Annotated in this window: 20 protein-coding genes; 14 read left to right on the plus strand and 6 right to left on the minus strand. The window is 71.4% G+C overall.

All coding sequences use genetic code 11. The features are described 5' to 3' along the window. Positions 1 to 2 precede the first annotated feature (2 nt). Both AB0H86_RS24300 and AB0H86_RS24305 read left to right on the plus strand, forming a co-directional pair. Entirely contained in the window at positions 3 to 899 is an 897-nt protein-coding gene (locus AB0H86_RS24300) for a TIGR01777 family oxidoreductase (RefSeq protein WP_362442379.1), read from the plus strand. 153 nt (positions 900 to 1,052) lie between these two features. Continuing rightward, on the plus strand, positions 1,053 to 2,534 hold the full coding sequence (locus AB0H86_RS24305) for an NAD(P)/FAD-dependent oxidoreductase (RefSeq protein ID WP_362442382.1): 1,482 nt from the start codon (positions 1,053 to 1,055) through the stop codon (positions 2,532 to 2,534). Between the two features lie 345 nt (positions 2,535 to 2,879). On the opposite strand, the gene AB0H86_RS24310 is transcribed toward AB0H86_RS24305, so the two are convergent. Further along, positions 2,880 to 4,316, minus strand: coding sequence for a regulator (locus AB0H86_RS24310; RefSeq protein ID WP_362442385.1), 1,437 nt, complete (start codon positions 4,314 to 4,316; stop codon positions 2,880 to 2,882). Between the two features lie 254 nt (positions 4,317 to 4,570). Here AB0H86_RS24310 and lipB point away from each other — a divergent pair, with 254 nt between their 5' ends. From lipB to AB0H86_RS24330, 4 genes are all read left to right on the plus strand, one after another. Next, positions 4,571 to 5,377 carry a lipoyl(octanoyl) transferase LipB gene (lipB, locus tag AB0H86_RS24315; RefSeq protein WP_362442387.1) on the plus strand — a complete coding sequence of 269 codons (807 nt, stop codon included), beginning with the start codon at positions 4,571 to 4,573 and terminating at the stop codon, positions 5,375 to 5,377. A 107-nt stretch (positions 5,378 to 5,484) separates the two neighbouring features. Further along, entirely contained in the window at positions 5,485 to 6,474 is a 990-nt protein-coding gene (gene lipA, locus AB0H86_RS24320) for a lipoyl synthase (RefSeq protein WP_362442390.1), read from the plus strand. A gap of 282 nt (positions 6,475 to 6,756) precedes the next feature. Continuing rightward, the gene (locus AB0H86_RS24325) at positions 6,757 to 6,957 is read left to right on the plus strand and encodes a hypothetical protein (protein WP_362442393.1); all 201 of its coding nucleotides are present in this window, start codon (positions 6,757 to 6,759) and stop codon (positions 6,955 to 6,957) included. A gap of 70 nt (positions 6,958 to 7,027) precedes the next feature. Further along, a complete protein-coding gene (locus AB0H86_RS24330) occupies positions 7,028 to 7,729 on the plus strand; it encodes a DUF4191 domain-containing protein (protein WP_362442396.1) in 702 nt (233 codons plus the stop codon). Between the two features lie 99 nt (positions 7,730 to 7,828). On the opposite strand, the gene AB0H86_RS24335 is transcribed toward AB0H86_RS24330, so the two are convergent. Further along, positions 7,829 to 8,296: an RDD family protein gene (locus AB0H86_RS24335; RefSeq protein ID WP_362442398.1), complete on the minus strand. Its 468-nt coding sequence runs from the start codon at positions 8,294 to 8,296 to the stop codon at positions 7,829 to 7,831. Between the two features lie 197 nt (positions 8,297 to 8,493). Between AB0H86_RS24335 and glnA the strand changes: the two genes are divergently transcribed. The 4 genes from glnA to AB0H86_RS24355 all read left to right on the plus strand — a co-directional run bounded on the left by glnA (position 8,494) and on the right by AB0H86_RS24355 (position 11,912). Beyond that, entirely contained in the window at positions 8,494 to 9,903 is a 1,410-nt protein-coding gene (gene glnA / locus AB0H86_RS24340) for a type I glutamate--ammonia ligase (RefSeq protein ID WP_362442400.1), read from the plus strand. A gap of 120 nt (positions 9,904 to 10,023) precedes the next feature. Then, complete coding sequence (locus tag AB0H86_RS24345) at positions 10,024 to 10,281, plus strand: hypothetical protein (protein WP_362442403.1); 258 nt, start codon at positions 10,024 to 10,026, stop codon at positions 10,279 to 10,281. Between the two features lie 123 nt (positions 10,282 to 10,404). Further along, complete coding sequence (gene htpX / locus AB0H86_RS24350; RefSeq protein ID WP_362442406.1) at positions 10,405 to 11,325, plus strand: zinc metalloprotease HtpX; 921 nt, start codon at positions 10,405 to 10,407, stop codon at positions 11,323 to 11,325. A gap of 2 nt (positions 11,326 to 11,327) precedes the next feature. Then, a complete protein-coding gene (locus AB0H86_RS24355; RefSeq protein ID WP_362442409.1) occupies positions 11,328 to 11,912 on the plus strand; it encodes a hypothetical protein in 585 nt (194 codons plus the stop codon). Positions 11,913 to 11,935: 23 nt separating this feature from the next. Here the strand turns inward: AB0H86_RS24355 and AB0H86_RS24360 are convergent, their stop codons facing one another. Together AB0H86_RS24360 and AB0H86_RS24365 are read right to left on the minus strand one after the other, a co-directional pair. Then, positions 11,936 to 12,220: a hypothetical protein gene (locus AB0H86_RS24360; RefSeq protein ID WP_362442412.1), complete on the minus strand. Its 285-nt coding sequence runs from the start codon at positions 12,218 to 12,220 to the stop codon at positions 11,936 to 11,938. 231 nt (positions 12,221 to 12,451) lie between these two features. After that, a complete protein-coding gene (locus tag AB0H86_RS24365) occupies positions 12,452 to 13,888 on the minus strand; it encodes a DUF2252 domain-containing protein (RefSeq protein ID WP_362442415.1) in 1,437 nt (478 codons plus the stop codon). Positions 13,889 to 14,091: 203 nt separating this feature from the next. Between AB0H86_RS24365 and AB0H86_RS24370 the strand changes: the two genes are divergently transcribed. After that, the gene (locus AB0H86_RS24370; RefSeq protein WP_362442418.1) at positions 14,092 to 15,276 is read left to right on the plus strand and encodes a winged helix DNA-binding domain-containing protein; all 1,185 of its coding nucleotides are present in this window, start codon (positions 14,092 to 14,094) and stop codon (positions 15,274 to 15,276) included. A 157-nt stretch (positions 15,277 to 15,433) separates the two neighbouring features. Here AB0H86_RS24370 and AB0H86_RS24375 read toward each other — a convergent pair whose 3' ends face one another. Next, positions 15,434 to 15,748, minus strand: a complete 315-nt coding sequence (locus AB0H86_RS24375) for a hypothetical protein (RefSeq protein ID WP_362442421.1) — start codon at positions 15,746 to 15,748, stop codon at positions 15,434 to 15,436. A gap of 175 nt (positions 15,749 to 15,923) precedes the next feature. Here AB0H86_RS24375 and AB0H86_RS24380 point away from each other — a divergent pair, with 175 nt between their 5' ends. Together AB0H86_RS24380 and AB0H86_RS24385 are read left to right on the plus strand one after the other, a co-directional pair. Next, positions 15,924 to 16,340, plus strand: coding sequence for an arsenate reductase family protein (locus tag AB0H86_RS24380; RefSeq protein ID WP_362442424.1), 417 nt, complete (start codon positions 15,924 to 15,926; stop codon positions 16,338 to 16,340). 101 nt (positions 16,341 to 16,441) lie between these two features. Next, on the plus strand, positions 16,442 to 17,119 hold the full coding sequence (locus AB0H86_RS24385; RefSeq protein WP_362442427.1) for a hypothetical protein: 678 nt from the start codon (positions 16,442 to 16,444) through the stop codon (positions 17,117 to 17,119). Here the strand turns inward: AB0H86_RS24385 and AB0H86_RS24390 are convergent, their stop codons facing one another. Continuing rightward, on the minus strand, positions 17,120 to 18,046 hold the full coding sequence (locus AB0H86_RS24390; RefSeq protein WP_362442430.1) for an alpha/beta fold hydrolase: 927 nt from the start codon (positions 18,044 to 18,046) through the stop codon (positions 17,120 to 17,122). A gap of 70 nt (positions 18,047 to 18,116) precedes the next feature. Between AB0H86_RS24390 and AB0H86_RS24395 the strand changes: the two genes are divergently transcribed. Further along, positions 18,117 to 18,587: a MarR family transcriptional regulator gene (locus tag AB0H86_RS24395; RefSeq protein WP_362442433.1), complete on the plus strand. Its 471-nt coding sequence runs from the start codon at positions 18,117 to 18,119 to the stop codon at positions 18,585 to 18,587. The last annotated feature ends 136 nt before the right edge of the window (positions 18,588 to 18,723 follow it).

Below are 18,723 nucleotides of genomic sequence, written 5' to 3' on the forward strand. Positions count from 1 at the left end.
TCATGACACGTTCGCGAATCGCGGTGGCCGGTGCCTCCGGTCTGATCGGCGGCGCCCTGGTGCGGTCCCTGACCGCGGACGGGCACGAGGTGGTGCGCCTGGTGCGCCGGGCGCCCCGGACCCGGGACGAGGTCCGGTGGGACCCCGCGAGGAAGTACGTCGACCCGGCCGGGCTCGTCGGGTGCGACGTCGTGGTCAACCTGGCCGGCGCGAACGTGGGCTCGCGCCGCTGGACGGACGCGTACAAGGCGAGGATCCGGGACAGCAGGGTGCTGGGCACGGCCGCCCTCGCCGAGGCGGCCGCGTCCCTGGACGAGCCGCCGCGGGTCTTCGTGAACGGCAGCGCGATGGGCATCTACGGCGAGACCGGTGACCGGCCCGTCGACGAGGACGCGCCGCCCGGGGAGGGCTTCCTGCCCGAGCTGTGCGTGGAGTGGGAGGGCGCCGCGGCACCGGCCCGGGAGGCGGGCGTACGGACCGTGTTCACCCGCACGGGACTGGTGGTGGCCCGCCATGGCGGGGCCTGGGGGCGGCTGTTCCCGCTGTTCAAGGCGGGGCTCGGCGGGCGGTTGGGCGACGGGCGGCAGTACTGGTCGTTCGTCTCGCTGCACGACGAGGTCGCGGCGATCCGGCATCTCATCGACACCGACGGCCTGTCGGGGCCGTTCAACGTCACCGCTCCGCGGCCGCTGACGAACCGTGAGATCACCGCGGCGATGGGGCGGGTGCTGGGCCGACCGACCCTGTTCGCGGTGCCCGCGCCGGTGCTGCGGATCGCGCTCGGGGAGATGGCCGGGGACGTCCTGGGCAGCCAACGGGTGTTGCCGATGCGGCTGTTGGAGTCGGGGTTCACCTTCGCGTTCCCGGAGATCGAGGAGGCGATCCGGGCGGCCCTGTGACGTCTGCGATCGAATGCGACCGTCGTGCGACCGTGCCCTGTCGATGCGCGACTGCACCCGACCGATCACGGCCCTACCCTCGACCCGAACTCGGGTATTTCTGAAGCCAGTTGGGGCCGTCTCCACCGGCCGCACAACCTCCAGGAGGGGCACGTGCTTGAGCCCGCGTACCAGGCGGATGTCGTGATCGTGGGAGCCGGGATCGCCGGACTCTCCGCGGCGCATCGACTGACCAGCGCAGGAGTGACGACCGCGGTGCTGGAGGCGGCCCCGTGGGTCGGCGGCCGCATGTCGACGGAGAAGGTCGACGGCTTCCGGCTCGACCGCATCGGACAGCTGCTGTCCACGGCGTATCCCGACCTACGACTGACCCCCGGGCTGGACGCACTGGTGCTGCGCCCCTTCGCCCCGGGTGTCCTGCTGCACAGCGACGGACGCCACCACCGGGCGGGCGCCCTCGCTCATCCGGGGGGCGCAAGGGGCGCACTTCATGCTGTGCGCGCCCTGGCAAGCGCCCCCAGGTCGTCCGTGGCGCCCAAGGGACGGGTTCTGCCGCGGCAGGCCGCCGCGTCCAGGGACTGGGGTGATCCGGAGCCGGCCGCCGCGCCGAGGGGCCGGGCGGGTTCTCGGCCCGTCGGCGCACCCGGCGCCGTCCGCAACGCCCCCCGGGGCACGTCCCCCCTCGGCACCGCCGTCGACCAGGCCCGGCTCGGCACCGCGCTCACCCGGATCGGGGGGCTGCCCGTCGAACGGCTGCTGGGCCGGCCGGAGTTGCCCGCGGGCCAGGCCCTCGCGGAGCGCGGGGTCCCCGCCCGCACGATCGACGGCTTCCTGCGCCCGCTGCTCGCCGCCCTGCTGTGCGACCCGGAGCTGACTACGTCCAGCCGGTGCGCGGACCTCGCGCTGCGGGCCTTCGCACGGGGGCGGCTGTGCGTGCCGGAGGGCGGTGCGGAGGCGCTGCCGGAGCTGCTCGCGCGGACGTTGCCCGCGGGCACCGTGCGGACCGGGGTCCGGGTCACCTCGCTCTCCACGACCTCGGTGACGACCGCCGAGCACGGTGAGATCCGCTGCCGGGCGGTGCTCCTGGCGACCGACGCGCGGGCCGCGGCCGAGCTGCTGCCCGGCCTGCGGGTGCCGGACTTCCACCCGGTGACGGTGGTGCACCACACGGCGGACGAGCCGCCGGCCACGGGCGCGTCCCTGCTGCTCGACGCGGACCGGGGCGGCCCGGTCGCGTACACGGCGGTGGTCAGCCGGGTCGACCCGTCGCGCGCACCGGCGGGCCGCCCCCTCGTCTCCTCGACGGTCCTGGGCCCACCCCCGGCCGACCTCGACACGGCCGTACGCATGCATCTGGCGCGCCTGTACCGCACCTCGACCCGGCGCTGGGAGACGGTCGCCGTCCACCACACCCCCGAGGCCGTACCGGCCATGCGCCCGCCGCACGACCTACGCCGTTCGGTACGACTCCTGGCCGGCCTCTACGTATGCGGAGACCACCGCGACACCAGCACGGTCCAGGGCGCCCTGCACTCGGCCCACCGCGCGACCGCGGCGATCCTGACGGACCTGGGAACCACCGGCTCCCTGCACAGGGCAGACCCCCCGAGCACCTCCCTACCGAGGGCCGCCTGACCCACCCCAGGGGCGCGGAGCCGCCTCGATCACCTCCCAACCAACGCCACCCGACCCACCCAAGGGGCGCGAGCAGCCACGAGCACCTCCCAACCAACGCCACCCGACCCACCCAAGGGGCGCGAGGCCCCGTCGATGTGCGGCTCCGCCGCGTGGGCGCGACCAGCCACCACGAAGCCGCACAGACCCCGCACCGGCCGCAGCCACGAGCCCCTCCCAACCAACGACCACCCGACCCGCCCCAGGGGCGCGAGGCCCCGTCGATGTGCGGCTCCGCCGCGTGGGCGCGACCAGCCACGACGGAGCCGCGCAAACCCCCCACCGGCCGGAGCCACAAGCACCCTCCTAGCCCAGCGCAGCGACCTTGTCCCGGTACCCCCTCACCGGTGCCGCGTCCTTGTACGGCTCCAGCCTCCGCTCGAAGTCCCGTACGTACTCGACCGCCCGGACCGAGCGCATCTCAACCGCCGCGCCGGCCGCCTCGGCGCCGAGGGCGCAGGCCTGGTCGAGTTCGCCGAGGCCGAGGCGGGCGGAGGCCAGGACGATCCGGCAGAAGAGGCGGCTGCGGGCGTAGGCGGGGGCGCGCAGTTGCAGGGCGCGTTCCGCGTGCTGGGCGGCGGCGCGGAACTGCTGGAGGTCCCGGTGGCAGTGCCCGAACTCGTCGGCGAGCTGCGCCTCGTCGAAGAACCGCGCCCAGTGCGGGACCTCGTCGGCGGGCCGGGCCGCCTCCAGCGCGCGTTCGGCCCGCACGAGGGAGGCGGTGCAGGCCCGTACCTCGCCCAGTACGCCATGCCCACGTGCCTCGACCGCGTGCAGCAGCGCCTGTACGACCGGCGGGGCGTTGGTCCCCACCCCCTGCTGCGCCACCCGCGCGAGCTGCACGGCCTCCCGGCCGTGCCCGAGATAGACGGCCTGCCTGCTCATCGTGACCAGCACATAGGAGCCGTACGCCCGGTCCCCGGCCGCCTGCGCGAGCCGCAACGCCTGCACGAAGTAGCGCTGGGCGAGACCGTGCGCGGCGATGTCGTACGACGTCCAGCCCGCGAGCCGGGTCAGGTCGGCGGCGGCGGCGAACAGCCGGCGGCCGGTCTGTTCGCCGTAGGTGCCGCGCAGCATCGGCTCGCACTCGTGCTCCAGGTAGCGCACGAGGGCCTGCCGGGCGTGACCGCCGCCGTACATGTCGTCGAGGGAGCGGAACAGCTCGCCGACCGAGCGGAGGGCGGAGATGTCGCCGCCGGTGACCTTCTGGCCGGGACCGCGGTCGGTCTGGCCGCGCTGCCGGGGGACGGCCGGGCGGCCCTGCGGGGGCAACCGAAGGGGCACCTCGCCACGGGTCACCCTGTCGTCGGGGCGGCCGATCAGCCAGTCCCGGCTCGGCACCACCAGCCCCGCCGGGGTGAACGCGATCTTGCGGAGCTCGGCGTGACTGCCGGAGTCCTTGCGCCACAGCCCGCTGACGATGTCGATGGCCTCCTCGGGGGTGGCCGCGAATTCGAGGCCCGCGTAGACCGGCGCGCAGGCGTCAAGCCCGAGGTCCTGGGCGCTGAGCCTGCGGCCGAGGCGGCGGGTGAAGACCTCGGCGATCAGGGCGGGCGTGGTGCCGCGGGGCTGCTGCCCGCGCAGCCACCGGGTCACGGATGTCTTGTCGTATCTGAGGTCCAGCCCGTGTTCGAGACCGAGCTGGTCCACTCGCCGGGCGAGACCCGCGTTGGAGAACCCCGCTTCTGCGATGAGCGCGGCGAGCTGGCGGTTGGGGGTGCGCTGCGCGGGTCGTTCCGTCATCTGCGGTGCGGTCTCCTGCCTTCGGGCCTCGCGGCGGCCGCTGCGGCGCCTGCGTTGCCCGGATTGCCTGTGAGCAGCCCTTATGGCCTCTGCGAACGGCGCGAATGTAGCGGAGAGTGAGCAGTCGAACGCACACTTCGACGTTCGTTCATCCGATCGTGTGAGGATTGGCCGTCGGGCTGACGCCCGGTGGCCGGTCGTACAGTGGCTTAGGCACGCCTTGTGCCTTACGACCTTCTAGGGAGGCGCTTGTCGTGAGTGGGTTGCGGTTCGTCCGCATGGGGTTCGGTGCGGACGCGGTCGAGTACCAGGAGGCGTGGGACGAGCAACGCCGGGTGCACGCGGCCCGATTCACCGACGAGGCCCCCGACACCGTGCTGCTCCTCGAACACCCGCCGGTCTACACGGCCGGCCGGCGCACGGCGGACAACGAACGGCCGCTCGACGGCACCCCGGTCGTCGACGTCGACCGCGGCGGCAAGATCACCTGGCACGGCCCGGGCCAGTTGGTCGGCTACCCGATCCAGAAGCTCCCGCGTCCGGTCGACGTGGTCGCGCATGTACGGCGCCTCGAAGAGGCCCTGATCCTTACGTGCGCGGAGTTCGGCCTGGAGACCACCCGCGTCGAGGGCCGCAGCGGGGTGTGGGTGCTCGGCGAACCCCGACAAGCGACAGCGCGGCGTCCGCTGCTCGGCGGACTGTCGCTGGACCTCGACCCGCGGCTGCGGGACGACGAGTTCGACCCGCGCCTCAACGGCCCCGAGTACGCCCCGTCCAACGCGGGCCAGCGCCGCGAGGACCGCAAGATCGCGGCGATCGGGATCCGGGTGGCGAAGGGCGTGACCATGCACGGCTTCGCCCTCAACGTGAACCCGGACAACAAGTGGTTCGACCGCATCATCCCGTGCGGCATCCGCGACGCGGGCGTCGCCTCCCTCGCGAACGAGCTCGGCCGGGATGTGACGATCGAGGAGGTACTGCCCGTCGTCGAGCGGCACCTGAAGGACGTACTCGAGAACGCGGAACCGAAGCCGCGGGAGATCGAGAAGGCGACGGCCTGAGCCCGGGAATGGGCCCCACAGTCCCGGGGTTGCCCTCACGTGTAGGCCGCAACAAGCACGGGCGTACCCTGGTGTACGCCGAAGAATCGAAGCTACAGGGAGCCGATGTGTCCGCAGTCGCACCCGACGGACGCAAGATGCTGCGCCTGGAGGTCCGGAACGCCCAGACCCCCATCGAGCGCAAGCCCGAGTGGATCAAGACCCGGGCGAAAATGGGTCCCGAGTACACCAAGATGCAGAACCTCGTGAAGAGCGAGGGCCTGCACACCGTCTGCCAGGAAGCCGGCTGCCCCAACATCTACGAGTGCTGGGAGGACCGCGAGGCGACCTTCCTCATCGGTGGCGACCAGTGCACCCGGCGCTGTGACTTCTGCCAGATCGACACCGGCAAGCCCGAGGCCCTCGACCGCGACGAGCCGCGCCGCGTGGGCGAGTCCGTGGTCACCATGGACCTCAACTACGCCACCATCACCGGCGTCGCCCGCGACGACCTGGAGGACGGCGGTGCCTGGCTGTACGCCGAGACCGTGCGCCAGATCCACCAGCAGACGGCGGACCGCGAGAGCGGCCCTACCAAGGTCGAGCTCCTCGCCCCCGACTTCAACGCCGTCCCGGAGCTGCTCCAGGAGGTCTTCGCCTCCCGCCCCGAGGTCTTCGCGCACAACGTCGAGACGGTCCCCCGGATCTTCAAGCGGATCCGCCCCGGCTTCCGCTACGAGCGCTCGCTGAAGGTCATCACCGAGGCCCGCGACTACGGCCTGGTCACCAAGTCGAACCTGATCCTCGGCATGGGCGAGACCCGCGAGGAGATCAGCGAGGCGCTCCAGCAGCTGCACGACGCCGGCTGCGAGCTGGTCACCATCACGCAGTACCTGCGTCCGAGCGTGCGCCACCACCCCGTGGAGCGCTGGGTCAAGCCGCACGAGTTCGTGGAGCTGCAGGAGGAGGCCGAGCAGATCGGCTTCTCCGGTGTGATGTCCGGCCCGCTGGTCCGGTCCTCGTACCGCGCCGGGCGGCTGTACCGGATGGCCGTCGAGCAGCGTCAGTCAGCCACTCCGCGGCGCGAGGGCTCCTACGCCGCCTCGCAGGCCGTGTGACCTGCCTGACAAACCGTCACCCACCTTGCCCGGCCAGGAGTGGTGCAAGCGTGTGAATTCGCGCACAAGGGGCTACTCGCCAGTAACGGCCGATATGACGCGGTCCTGACCGTCCTCGCAGATGAGGACACCCATCAGGACCGCGTCGGCTTGCGAGGCCCCGCCATCAACGCTTCATTGGTGTTTGACCGGTCGGTCATGCCCTGGTAACACCAATCAGTGACCCTGGACTTACACCACGTGCACCCGTACCCGAAGCGGTATCAAGGGGGGACCTCCATCATGCAGGCCGCGCCCGTTCGCGCCACAGCGATTCCTACGTTCACCGACGCGCTCCGTGCCGTCGAATCCCTGCTCATGAGCAGCGGCCAGCGCACCGCCCGCCGCAACGCCTGGACATCCGTGCTGGAGGACCGCCGCCGCGCCAAGGACAGGGTCGAGGCGCAGCTTGTCCTGGAGCAGACCTTCACCGTCCGTCCCTGACACACCCCTTCCGCCGTCCCCGCGGGCACTGCCGTCGTCGGCGCTTGTGGGGCCACGTAGACTTCCTGCCATGGCGAGGAAGGACACGGCAGCGAACGCTGCGGACCAAGGGCGACTCAAGCAGATCGCCCTGACCTACAAGATGACTCGCAAGGCCGACAAGAAGATCGGTCTTGTACTCGCGGCTGTCGGAATCGTCACCTTCGGTGTCTTCCTCGCGATCGGTTTCTTGATCGGTCACCCCGTATATCTCGGCATTCTGGGCCTCCTGCTCGCCTTCCTCGCGTCGGCGATCGTGTTCGGGCGCAGGGCCGAGAGGGCAGCCTTCGGGCAGATGGAGGGACAGCCGGGCGCTGCGGCGGCCGTACTGGACAACGTCGGCCGGGGTTGGACCACGACCCCCGCGGTCGCGATGAACCGCAGTCAGGACGTGGTGCACCGGGCCGTCGGCAAGGCCGGCGTCGTGCTGGTCGCCGAGGGCAACCCGAACCGGGTGAAGAGCCTCCTGGCCGCCGAGAAGAAGAAGATGAACCGCATCGTGGCCGATGTGCCGGTGCACGACCTGATCGTCGGCACGGGTGAGGGCCAGGTCGAGCTGAAGAAGCTGCGCACGACGATGCTGAAGCTTCCGCGCGTGCTCACCGGCCCCCAGGTCACCGCGACCAACGACCGGCTGCGGGCGCTGGGCGATCTGATGAGCAACATGCCGGTGCCGAAGGGGCCGATGCCGAAGGGCATGAAGCTCCCGAAGGGCGGGCCCAAGGCCCGCTGACTCCCCTCCCACGTCAGAAAGGGGGCGCCCGGATCACTCCGGGCGCCCCCTTCGTAGTACGAGGAGCGCGGCCGCCTCGTCGTACGAGGAGTACGGCCGTCAGATCCGTACCTCGACCGTGCGGGCCAGCCGGTCGTGCAGGCCGCGGCCGTCGCGGTCCCAGATCAGGGCGGGGACGGCCAGGCACAGCAGGGCCGTGCGGAGCAGCGCCCGCCAGGGGTTGACGCGGCCGGTGTCCAGGGCGACCACCCGTACGCCGAAGAGGCGCTTGCCCGGGGTGAAGCCGACGGTGCCGACCGTGAGGGCGCCCATCACGAAGAAGACCAGCAGCGCCCAGTTGGAGGCCGTCTGGTCATAGCTCTGAGTGATCAACCGGGATGCAATCAGGGCGCTCATCGCCCAGTCCACCACCAGTGCCCCGAGGCGCCGCCCCGGGCGGGCTATCGATCCCGGCCCCTCCTCCGGCAGACCGAGCTGTTCGCCCCGGTATCCGAAGGCCACACCGGCCTGCTCGGCGGCCGCGCGGGGTCCCGAGAGCCACGAACCGATTGCTTCCCTCTTGTCCACGCCTACACCGTACTGCGCCCGTTTCGCGATACGGACAGGTGGGGTGGACCGGAAGGTGTCCGGTTAACTTGTGCGAAACAAATGGGTCACGCATGAGAAATCACCCGTCCCTAGGGTCGACGACAGCGTGTGCCACCGCACTGGCCGCACAAACGAACTACCACCCCGGCACGACGGTCGGGAGTAGGAGGAGCTGGATGTTCCAGAACGCCGACGAGGCCAAGAAGTTCATCGCGGACGAGGGCGTCAAGTTCGTCGACGTCCGCTTCTGCGACCTGCCGGGCGTCATGCAGCACTTCACGCTGCCCGTCGAGGCGTTCGACCCGGACGACGAGCTCGCCTTCGACGGCTCGTCGATCCGTGGCTTCCAGGCCATTCACGAGTCGGACATGGCACTGCGCGCGGACCTGTCGACCGCCCGGCTCGACCCCTTCCGCCGTGACAAGACGCTGAACATCAACTTCTTCATCCACGACCCGATCACCGGCGAGCAGTACAGCCGTGACCCGCGCAACGTGGCGAAGAAGGCCGAGGCCTACCTGGCGTCGACCGGTATCGCGGACACCGCGTACTTCGGTCCCGAGGCCGAGTTCTACGTCTTCGACTCCGTGCGCTTCGCGACCAGCGCGAACGAGTCCTTCTACCACATCGACTCCGAGGCCGGCGCCTGGAACACCGGCGCCCTCGAGGACAACCGTGGTTACAAGGTCCGCTACAAGGGCGGCTACTTCCCGGTCCCGCCGGTCGACCACTTCGCCGACCTGCGCGCGGAGATCTCCCTGGAGCTGGCGGCCTCCGGCCTCCAGGTCGAGCGCCAGCACCACGAGGTGGGCACCGCCGGCCAGGCCGAGATCAACTACAAGTTCAACACGCTGCTCGCCGCGGCCGACGACCTCCAGCTCTTCAAGTACATCGTGAAGAACGTGGCCTGGCGCAACGGCAAGACCGCGACCTTCATGCCGAAGCCGATCTTCGGTGACAACGGCTCGGGCATGCACGTCCACCAGTCGCTGTGGACGGGCGGCTCCCCGCTGTTCTACGACGAGGCCGGTTACGCGGGCCTGTCGGACACCGCCCGCTTCTACATCGGCGGCATCCTCAAGCACGCCCCGTCGCTGCTCGCCTTCACCAACCCGACGGTGAACTCGTACCACCGTCTGGTGCCGGGCTTCGAGGCGCCGATCAACCTGGTGTACTCGCAGCGCAACCGCTCCGCGGCCATGCGTATCCCGATCACCGGCTCGAACCCGAAGGCCAAGCGCGTCGAGTTCCGTGCGCCCGACTCCTCCGGCAACCCGTACCTGACGTTCTCCGCGCTGCTGCTCGCGGGCCTGGACGGCATCAAGAACAAGATCGAGCCGGCCGAGCCGATCGACAAGGACCTGTACGAGCTGGCTCCCGAGGAGCACGCGAGCGTGGCGCAGGTCCCGACCTCCCTGCCGGCCGTCCTCGACCGTCTCGAGGCCGACCACGAGTTCCTCCTCCAGGGCGACGTCTTCACGCCGGACCTGATCGAGACGTGGATCGACTTCAAGCGCACCAACGAGATCGCGCCGCTGCAGCTGCGTCCGCACCCGCACGAGTTCGAGCTCTACTTCGACGTGTAAATCGGACCACGCCTGACCGCGTGAGCCGTTCGGCGCCCCCGCTCCTGGTTACTCAGGGCGGGGGCGTCGTCGTATGGTTTCCTGCACAGTTGTTCGAGACGCACGACGGGGGTTGTGGGGATGCCCGAACAGGACGACGCGGAGCGGGAGTTCGACCTCAGGTGGGCCGACGGCGCCGAGCACAGGGAGCCCTCCGCGCGGGCCCGGATGCTCGCCGCCCGCTGGAAGGAGAACCCGCCTCGGCCGCAGCCCTTCCGCGCCGATCCCGACCCCTCGGGGCCGCGCCGGTCCTCGTGGATCTCGACGGTCGTCGTGCTCGGCGGCATGGCGGCGATCATCCTGCTGCTGGGGTACGCGAACTTCCGGGCGCCGTACTAGAGGACCTCGGCCGCCGCCCGGGGTGAGCCTTTGCTGGCCCTAGGGCTGATCGGGACCGCTTCATGGCGAGGGCGGGTGCACACTGGGCTGTGGGACGAGTGCCTGACTGCGGGGTGATGCGAGATGCAGAGCCGTTTCCGGAGCGACCGGCGCCTGACCGTGCGGATGACGGTCACCATGTTTTCGCTGGGGCTGCTGTACGTGGCCTTCGTCGTCGCGCTGATCGTGCTGCTGAAGTCGTGGCTGTTGGTCGTCGGACTGGTCGCGGTGATGTTCGTCGCCCAGTTCTGGTTCTCCGACCGGATCGCGCTGTTCGCGATGCGCGGGCGAGTGGTGGAGCGGGAGGAGTATCCCGAACTGCACGCCGTGGTCGACCGGTTGTGCGCGATCGCCGACATGCCCAAGCCGGTGGTCGCCGTGTCGGCGATGGACATGCCGAACGCGTTCGCGACCGGCCGGAATCCCGACAACGCGGTGGTCTGCGTCACCACCGGTCTGCTGCGGCGGCTGGAGCCGGCGGAACTGGAGGGCGTCCTCGCGCACGAGCTGTCGCACGTGGCGCACAAGGACGTCGCGGTGATCACCATCGCGTCCTTCCTCGGGGTGATCGCCGGGCTGATCGTGCGGTTCGCCTTCTACTCGCAGCTGTTCGGCGGCGGGCGCAGGGACCAGAACACCGCTGTCATCTTCGCCGCCGTGATGGGGGTGTCGGCGGCCGTGTACGCGATCAGCTTCCTGCTGATCCGGGCGCTGTCCCGGTATCGGGAGCTGGCGGCGGACCGGGCGGCGGCGCTGCTCACCGGCCGCCCCTCGGCGCTGGCGTCCGCGCTGACCAAGGTCACGGGCGACATCGCCCGGATCCCGACCAAGGACCTGCGGACGGCGCAGGCCTTCAACGCCTTCTACTTCACCCCGGCACTGGGGTCCGAGCCGGGTGTGGCGCGACTGTTCTCGACCCACCCGAGTCTGGAGCAGCGGCTGGAACAGCTGGGCAGGATCTCCGGTGAACTGGGTGAGGCGACGACCCCGGGGAGGGCCGGCTGAGGATGGGGCTGCTGGACATCCTGCTCGGCCGTACGAAGCCGGTCGTGCCCGATCTGGACCAGCTCTTCGCGCTGCCCTCGGCGGCGGTGACGCTGGAGGCGACCACCTCCTTCACCGCGACCGGGCGCGGCGCGGTGTGCTTCGCCACGGTGGAGGGCGCGGCCTTCGAGCAGACCCACCGCGAGGTACAGGCCCTGCTGGACGCGGACACCGACCGCGACGGTCCGCCGGTGGAACTGCGGCGGGACGAGTACGGGTACTCGTGGCTGGTGTCGGAACGGGCCCCCGACCAGCTGCCGCTCCTGGTCAACGATCTGCACGCGGTGAACAGCTCGATGGAGGTCAACGGCTTCGGGCCGCAACTGCTGTGCTCGCTGGCCGGCTTCCAGGACCCCCAGGGCCGGTCGCTCGCGCTGGTCTACCTGTACAAGCGGGGCACCTTCTACCCCTTCGCGCCGCTGCCCGAGGAGGGACAGCGGCGCGACAACGCGCTCGAACTGCGGGTGCGGGCGGCCCTCTCGAACGACGTGCGGATCGAGCAGGACCTCAACCGCTGGTTCCCGGTATGGGGCGCCCCCGGTCTGTGACCGGGGGCCGCTCCCCAGCTGTCTCAGTTGCCCTTCTCGCGTGCCTGCCGACGGGACTCGAAGGGGCGTTCGCGGCGGTAGCGGCGCTCCCACCTGGCCTGCTTGTCACGGCGGTCCCGGTAGGCGCGGTAGTTGCCGGGCGCGGATCCCGGGGCTCCTGGGGACGAAGAAGGGGAGGACGTGGAGGACGTCCCCCGTCCGTACTGCACGTACAGGAAGAGCACGGCGACGGCGGCGAGCCACCAGATGTGGTTCTCGAATCCCAGAACGACCAGGACGACGGTCCCGGAAAGGACGATGGTGCCCATGACGGGCCTCCGTGGGCGTGGGTGATGAGCGGTGTCGGCTGTCTGGACGGGGCGCGAGGGTGGGCGTCCGGCCGTCGGTGCGTAGCAGAGTAGCCCCGAGTCCGCGGGGTGGTGTCTGTCCCGTGGAAAGCGGCGGGCGGGGGCTCCACAACGTATGTCCAGCGTAGGGACACCGTCACTCGGCGTGCATCTCCCTTTCCCGCGGCACGCGCCCCTTGGCGCCGGGAACGGTCAGACGTCCGGGGCCGCCGTCACCACTCCCGCCGCGACCGCCGCGCCGAGGGTCGTGTGGTCGTGGGCGGTCTGGTCGGCGTAGCTCAGGGCGAAGTCGGCGACGGCTCGTTCGAAGGTGTCGGCGCGGCCCAGGTAGCCGGCGATGGCGATGCGGTCGCCGGTGCGCGCGTGGGCACGGGCCAGGGCGGTGCCGCAGAGGCGGGCGTAGGCGGCCAGGTCGTCCGGGCTGAGGCCGGCGACGTCCGCGGCGGCCTTCGTGTCGCGCAGTTGCCGCCAGTAGTACGCCCGTCCCTGCGGGCCGCTCATCCAGCCGAGGAAGACGTCGCCGGCGGCCTGGAGCAGCCGCTGCCCGGTGACGACCCGGTGCCCGGGATGGACGACGTGGGGACCGTTCGGCAGATGTTCCTCCAGTACGGATCTCCGCGCCTCCTTGACCTGGAGGAACAGCGGGTCGGCCGCGTCCCGGCCGGCGAGCAGCACAAGGAAGCAGCGGGTACCGACGCTGCCCACGCCGACCACCTTGCGGGCGGCGTCGACGAAGCGGTAGCGGTCGAGGAGCAGTCGGCGTTCCTCGGAGAGGGTGGAGCGGTAGTCGCTGAAGATCTTGCGCAGGGCGGCTGTGTCGGGGGCGCCGGCGGGTTCGAGGAGCGGCGGGTCGTGGATGATGCGCCGGTGTCCGTCGACGATCTCCGTGAGCTTGCCGAGGGCCTGCAGGCTGGTGCGGCGGCGGGCGCGGGTGAGGCTGGACTCGGCGCGGCGGCGCCGGCGGGCGGAGCGGACCAGCGGCAGCAGGCTGTCGGCGTCGATGCGCTCGTACCAGACGTCGAGTTCACCGCGTCGGGCGAGGCGGCGCATGGCCTCCCGGTAGGCGGCGGTCGCCTCCAGTGCCGCGTGATGGGCCTCGGCCTCGCTGTGGCCGTTCTCGCGGGCGGCGACGGCGACGCTGGCGGCGAGGCGTTTGACGTCCCATTCGAAGGGGCCGGGGAAGGTCTCGTCGAAGTCGTTGAGGTCGAAGAGCAGGGACCGCTCCGGGGAGGCGTAGAGGCCGAAGTTGAGCAGGTGGGCGTCGCCGCAGAGCTGCACGGTGAGGCCCGTGTGCGGCTGGGCGGCCAGGTCGGCGGCCATCACGGCGGCCGCGCCGCGCAGGAAGGCGAAGGGGGACGCGGCCATGCGGCCGTAGCGGACCGGCAGCAGCTCCGGCAGCCGGTCGCGGCCCTGCCGTTCCAGTACGCCGACGGGGTCCGGCCGGTCGACGGCGGGGATCCAGGCGGCGTGCGCGGAACGGGGCACGCGTTTGCGGGCGGCCTTGCCGCGATCGGCGCGGGCGGCGGGGTCGGCGCGGTGGGCCGGGTGGTCGGGATGACGGGCCGGATGGTCGGGGTGGCGGGCCGGACGGTCGGGGTGGCGGGCCTGGTGGTCGGCATGGGTCGTCATGGGTGCCGCCTCCTCTCACGCCTCCCGGGCCCCCTGGTGTCCGGCACCTCCTGTTCGCAGTGAAGGCCTCGGGGCGGGGCGTGCGCATGCCGGGTACGGCGAACGGGTGACGTCCCTCGGCGGCCGTCGTGCCACCCCGATTGTCAGTGGTGTCGTGCAGGATGCCCTCAGGCAGGACGTGACGGGCGAGGGCGGAGGCCGGCATGGGTGGCGGGGAGCGGTACATCGGCGTGGCGGAGCGGCGGGCGCGGCTCGCGCTGCGGCACCGGCTGGCCGGGGCGGCGCGGGCGGCGGCCCCGGAGGAGGTGGCCGCCGCCCTGGTCGCCCTGCACGGCACGGATCCCGCGACGGTGTACCTGGCGGTGGGCGCACGGCTCGCGGACCCGGCGCGGACGGTGCCGGAGACCGGCCGGGCGCTGTACGAGGACCGCGCGCTGGTCCGGATGCACGGTATGCGGCACACCGTCTTCGTGTTCCCGACGGACCTGACCGCGGTGGTGCACGCCTCCACCGGCCTCACGGTCGCGGCCCGGGAGCGGGCCGCGCTGCTGAAGCACATGGCGACGGCCGGGGCGCCGGACGCGGCCTGGCTCAAGGAGGTCGAGGAGTCGGCACTGGCCGCGCTGTCCCGGCGTGGCCAGGCGACGGCGGCCGAGCTCGCCGAGGACGAACCACGCCTGCGGCAGCAGTTCGTGTACGCGGCCGGGAAGTCCTACGAGGGCGTCCACACCGTCTCCACGCGCCTGTTGAAGGTGCTGGGCGTCGAGGGCAAGGTCGTCCGGGGCCGGCCGCTCGGGTCCTGGACCTCCAACCTGTTCCGCTGGGCGGTGGCCCCCGCGCACCCCGAACTGGACCCGGCGAAGGCCCAGGCGGCCCTCCTGCGCCGCTGGCTCACCGCCTGCGGCCCGGCCACGGAGGCCGACCTCAAGTGGTGGACCGGGTGGCGGGTCACGGAGGTCCGCCGGGCCCTGTCCGCGATCGGCGCCCGGACGGTGTCCTTGGACGAGGGCGTCGGCCATGTCGTCGACGGCGACACCGACCCGGTGACGGGGCCCGCGGAGCCCTGGGCCGCGCTGCTGCCCGCGCTCGATCCGACGGCGATGGGCTGGCAGCAACGGGACTGGTATCTGGCGCCGGAGTCGCGGGCGGCGCTGTTCGACTACAGCGGCAACGTGGGGCCGACGGTCTGGTGGAACGGCCGGGTGGTCGGCGGGTGGGCCCAGCGGCCGGACGGCGAGATCGCCTGGCGGATCCTCGACACGGACGGCGTGGGCCGGGAGGCGCGGGCGGCGATCGAGGTGGAGGCGGAGCGGCTGCGGGGCTGGGTGGGGGCGACCAGAGTGACACCGCGCATCCGGACGCCGCTGGAGAAGGAGTTGGCGACGTGACAACGGGCGGTGCGGGAGCGGGTCGTACGGCCGTGCGCGGTACGGGCGTTGGCCGTACGGCCGTGCGCGGTACGGGCGTTGGCCGTACGGCCATGGGAGCGGGCGGCGGCCTGCGGCGCCGGGCGCCCTGCGTGCACAGGGCGCCCGGCGCCACGGCTCACCTCGAGTACCGCATCAGCGCCCGCACCATGTGGCACGTGGTGTCCGACGGCGGATGGACACCGACCGTCTCGGCAGCGCTCCGGATCGTCTCGTTGCGTGCCTGGTCGGGCAGGTACACACCCGAGTCGAGCAGGGCGATCGCAAGGCGCATCGCCTTGAGACGCCGGTTGTGGCTCACGTACCACTCACGCGGACGCCCCGGGGGCAACGGCCGCTTCTCCACCGGCCCGTAGGGCAGGTCGAGCAGAACGGCACGCTTCGCGGTGGACTGGGTCGGCAACGGCTTCGGCTTCAGTGCGGCAGCGGGCACAGGCATCCTCCTGTCGCGGTCAGGGCGCCACGCCGGGGACATCGGCGACCCCGGCAACACCCTCGAACACTGCTTCTATTCTACTGCCCGCCACTGACAAAAGGCCCTGGCCACAAGGGCTTTCGGGGTTGCTGTGGCGCAGGTGGAGGACGGGTTTTCGCGTACCGTGGATGGCATGGAAATCTGGATCAACCCGGCCTGCTCCAAGTGCCGCAGCGCGATCTCGCTGCTCGACGCCGAGGGTGCGGACTACACCGTCCGCCGCTACCTGGAGGACGTACCGAGCGAGGACGAGATCCGGGGCGTACTGGAGCGCCTGGGTCTCGAACCCTGGGACATCACCCGGACCCAGGAGACCGTCGCCAAGGAGCTCGGGCTCAAGGAGTGGCCGCGGGACGAGAGTGCGCGCGACCGTTGGATCGAAGCGCTCGCCGCGCACCCGAAGCTGATCCAGCGTCCGATCATCACGGCGGAGGACGGGACGGCGGTGGTGGCCCGCAGTGACGAGGCCGTGCAGGACGCCCTGTCCCGGCGTCAGCCGGCCGGCGCACCGACGGACGGCTCACCGACGGACGACCCAACTCATGTGTGACGTACGTTACTTCAGTGACTCCTGTAACCGCTGAGTAACACCGTTCGGTATCTCGTACATAGCGACGTACGCTCCCCCCCCCGACCTCCCAGGAGGCGCGCATGTCGCGTAGGAGAACTCTCAGTGCCAAGAAGAAGATCGCGCTGCTGGTGAGCGCGGCGGCGGTGGCGGGAGGTGGCGCCTTCGTCATGGCGAGCACCTCGAACGCCGCGGCTCCGCAGACCGCGGCGGAGTCCACCGTCTGCCAGGGGCTTTCCACCGCCCTGGGCAACAACCAGAAGTTCATCGCGGACCAAAAGGCCGCTCCGGACGCCCAGTCCGAGGCCAGGATCGCCAACCGCGAGGCGGTCATCGCCCAGATCAAGGTTCAGCAGGAGGCGTCCGGTTGCGTCGTTGGGGAGTCGGCTCAGGACTCCCAGGCCACGCAGCCGTCGCAGGCCGCTTCGCCGTCACAGGCCGGTCAGCCCGCGACGAGCGCCCCCGCCACACAGCCCCCCGCCGCCGGGAACGGTGACGATGCCGCCGCCACCGGACAGCAGGTGTGCAACGGCTCGACCGTCACCCTGTCCGGCGAGGGCGGCGCCCCCGCCGCGTCCAGCAACCAGTTCCCGGCGGGCACCAAGCTGAAGGTCACCAACCTGGACAACAACAAGTCCACGACGGTTGAGGTCACCTCGGTCTCCGGTAGCTGTGCCCTTCTGAACAACGCGGCCTTCGAAGAGGTCCGTGAGCCCGGCAAGTTCCTGATCCGCCGGGCCCTGATCGAGAAGGTGGGGTGACTAGCCGCGTAGGAACCCGCTGAGGCGGCGGCCCAGTCCGGGCGGCGCGTCCTGCGGCAGCGCGTGGTGCGAGACGTCCGGGACCACGACGATCTCCACCCGCGGCAGCAGCGCCCTCGCCCTTGTCGCCACCTCGTGGGTGACGGGAGTCCCCCCGCTCGAGCGAAGTCGAGAGTGGGGGAGTGCCCTGCTGCTCCCGAGTGTCCTGCTGTTCCCGGCCAGGAGCAGCAGGACAGGCATGTCCAGCCCACGCAGCGCGTCCGGCGCCGGACGCGGACCGGTCACCGGCTTCACTACGGAGGGGAAGCCGGCGGCCGCCTCCTGGAGCCGGAGCCAGTCGGGGTCCAGGACTGCTCCCCCGCTCTCCCATTCCAGGAAGCCGCGGACGCGACGCGGCGTGGGCCGCAGCAGCATCGGCAGGGCGTGCAGCAGGTAGGCCGCCCGGTACCCGGCGAAGCACTGGGTCGGGTCCAGCAGGAACAGCCGGCGCACCCGGGCGGGGGACCGCAGGGCGTGGTGCAGGGCGATCCAGGCACCGTAAGAGTGCCCGCCGAAGTCGGCCGCCGAGACCCCGAAGCCGTCGAGCAGGGCGTCCAGCCATGCGACCAGGTCGGCGACCGTACGAGGATGACGGCCGGCTGCCGGTTCACTGCGCCCGGGAGCGCCGATCAGATCGACGGCGTAGACACGGTGGGCGCGGGCCAGGTCGGCGGCCTGGGCGTACCAGGACGCGGAGGTCGCTCCCCCGCCGCCCGGCAGGAGGACGAGCGGAGGCGCGTCCGCCGGGCCGCACACGTTGACGTACGTCACGCCGAACGGCGTCGGGACGGTCAGCGCCTCCCGCTCGGCGGGCCACTTCGCCATGACCTTGTCGTACGCGGCCCGGAAGCCGTCGCTGTCGTACACACCTCGGACGCGGACACCCATGAGCGACCCCTCCCCTATTATCTCGTTGAGCGAGATACTCGATGAGCGAGATGATAACCGGAGGAACGCCATGCCGAACCAGGGTCCCGAGATGGAGATCGTCCATCTGCTGCGCGCGGTGACCGTCGAACTCGGCCTGCACAGTGCCCGGTTCGCGCACCGCAACGGGATGCACGCCACGGACGTGCGCGCCCTGATCGCCCTCATGGACGCCGCACGCGCGGGCGAGGAGATGACGGCGGGACGGCTCGGGGCCGCGCTCGGGCTCAACTCGGCGGGAACGACCGCGCTGGTCGACCGGCTGGAGCGGGCCGGGCGGGTGCGCCGGGTGCGCGGCGAGAGCGACCGGCGCAAGGTCGTCGTCGAGGTGGACGAGCGGGCGGTGGAGCTCGGACAGTCCTTCTTCGGTCCACTGATCGACCGGACGGTGGGCCTGCTCCAGGGGTACGACGAGCGGGAGCTGGCCGCGATCAGGGGGTTCCTGAAGGGGGTGCGGGACGCGTCCGCGGAGGGTTCCCGAACGGAACGCCGTGAGTCGTGAGTCGTGAGTCGTAACACAGAACAGGCAGGTAACACGGGGTTCACATTCGAGCAATGATCGGGAAATCGCCTGTTGACAAACTGCCGGGCATCAACCGCGGCGTCCCAGTGCCGTAGCGCCGCAGCACCCGCACGTG

The sequence above is a fragment of the Streptomyces sp. NPDC050997 genome, from assembly GCF_040660135.1.
Taxonomy (GTDB): domain Bacteria; phylum Actinomycetota; class Actinomycetes; order Streptomycetales; family Streptomycetaceae; genus Streptomyces.

Bases quoted from the DNA above. Each gene is read 5' to 3' on its own strand.
- AB0H86_RS24390 (WP_362442430.1), bottom strand. From the start codon at position 18,046: ATGGGTGTCCGCGTCCGAGGTGTGTACGACAGCGACGGCTTCCGGGCC.
- AB0H86_RS24360 (WP_362442412.1), bottom strand. From the start codon at position 12,220: ATGGGCACCATCGTCCTTTCCGGGACCGTCGTCCTGGTCGTTCTGGGA.
- AB0H86_RS24395 (WP_362442433.1), top strand. From the start codon at position 18,117: ATGCCGAACCAGGGTCCCGAGATGGAGATCGTCCATCTGCTGCGCGCG.
- AB0H86_RS24325 (WP_362442393.1), top strand. From the start codon at position 6,757: ATGCAGGCCGCGCCCGTTCGCGCCACAGCGATTCCTACGTTCACCGAC.
- htpX (WP_362442406.1), top strand. From the start codon at position 10,405: ATGCAGAGCCGTTTCCGGAGCGACCGGCGCCTGACCGTGCGGATGACG.
- AB0H86_RS24380 (WP_362442424.1), top strand. From the start codon at position 15,924: ATGGAAATCTGGATCAACCCGGCCTGCTCCAAGTGCCGCAGCGCGATC.
- AB0H86_RS24310 (WP_362442385.1), bottom strand. From the start codon at position 4,316: ATGACGGAACGACCCGCGCAGCGCACCCCCAACCGCCAGCTCGCCGCG.
- AB0H86_RS24355 (WP_362442409.1), top strand. From the start codon at position 11,328: ATGGGGCTGCTGGACATCCTGCTCGGCCGTACGAAGCCGGTCGTGCCC.
- AB0H86_RS24365 (WP_362442415.1), bottom strand. From the start codon at position 13,888: ATGACGACCCATGCCGACCACCAGGCCCGCCACCCCGACCGTCCGGCC.
- AB0H86_RS24370 (WP_362442418.1), top strand. From the start codon at position 14,092: ATGGGTGGCGGGGAGCGGTACATCGGCGTGGCGGAGCGGCGGGCGCGG.
- AB0H86_RS24345 (WP_362442403.1), top strand. From the start codon at position 10,024: ATGCCCGAACAGGACGACGCGGAGCGGGAGTTCGACCTCAGGTGGGCC.
- AB0H86_RS24330 (WP_362442396.1), top strand. From the start codon at position 7,028: ATGGCGAGGAAGGACACGGCAGCGAACGCTGCGGACCAAGGGCGACTC.
- AB0H86_RS24300 (WP_362442379.1), top strand. From the start codon at position 3: ATGACACGTTCGCGAATCGCGGTGGCCGGTGCCTCCGGTCTGATCGGC.
- AB0H86_RS24385 (WP_362442427.1), top strand. From the start codon at position 16,442: ATGTCGCGTAGGAGAACTCTCAGTGCCAAGAAGAAGATCGCGCTGCTG.
- glnA (WP_362442400.1), top strand. From the start codon at position 8,494: ATGTTCCAGAACGCCGACGAGGCCAAGAAGTTCATCGCGGACGAGGGC.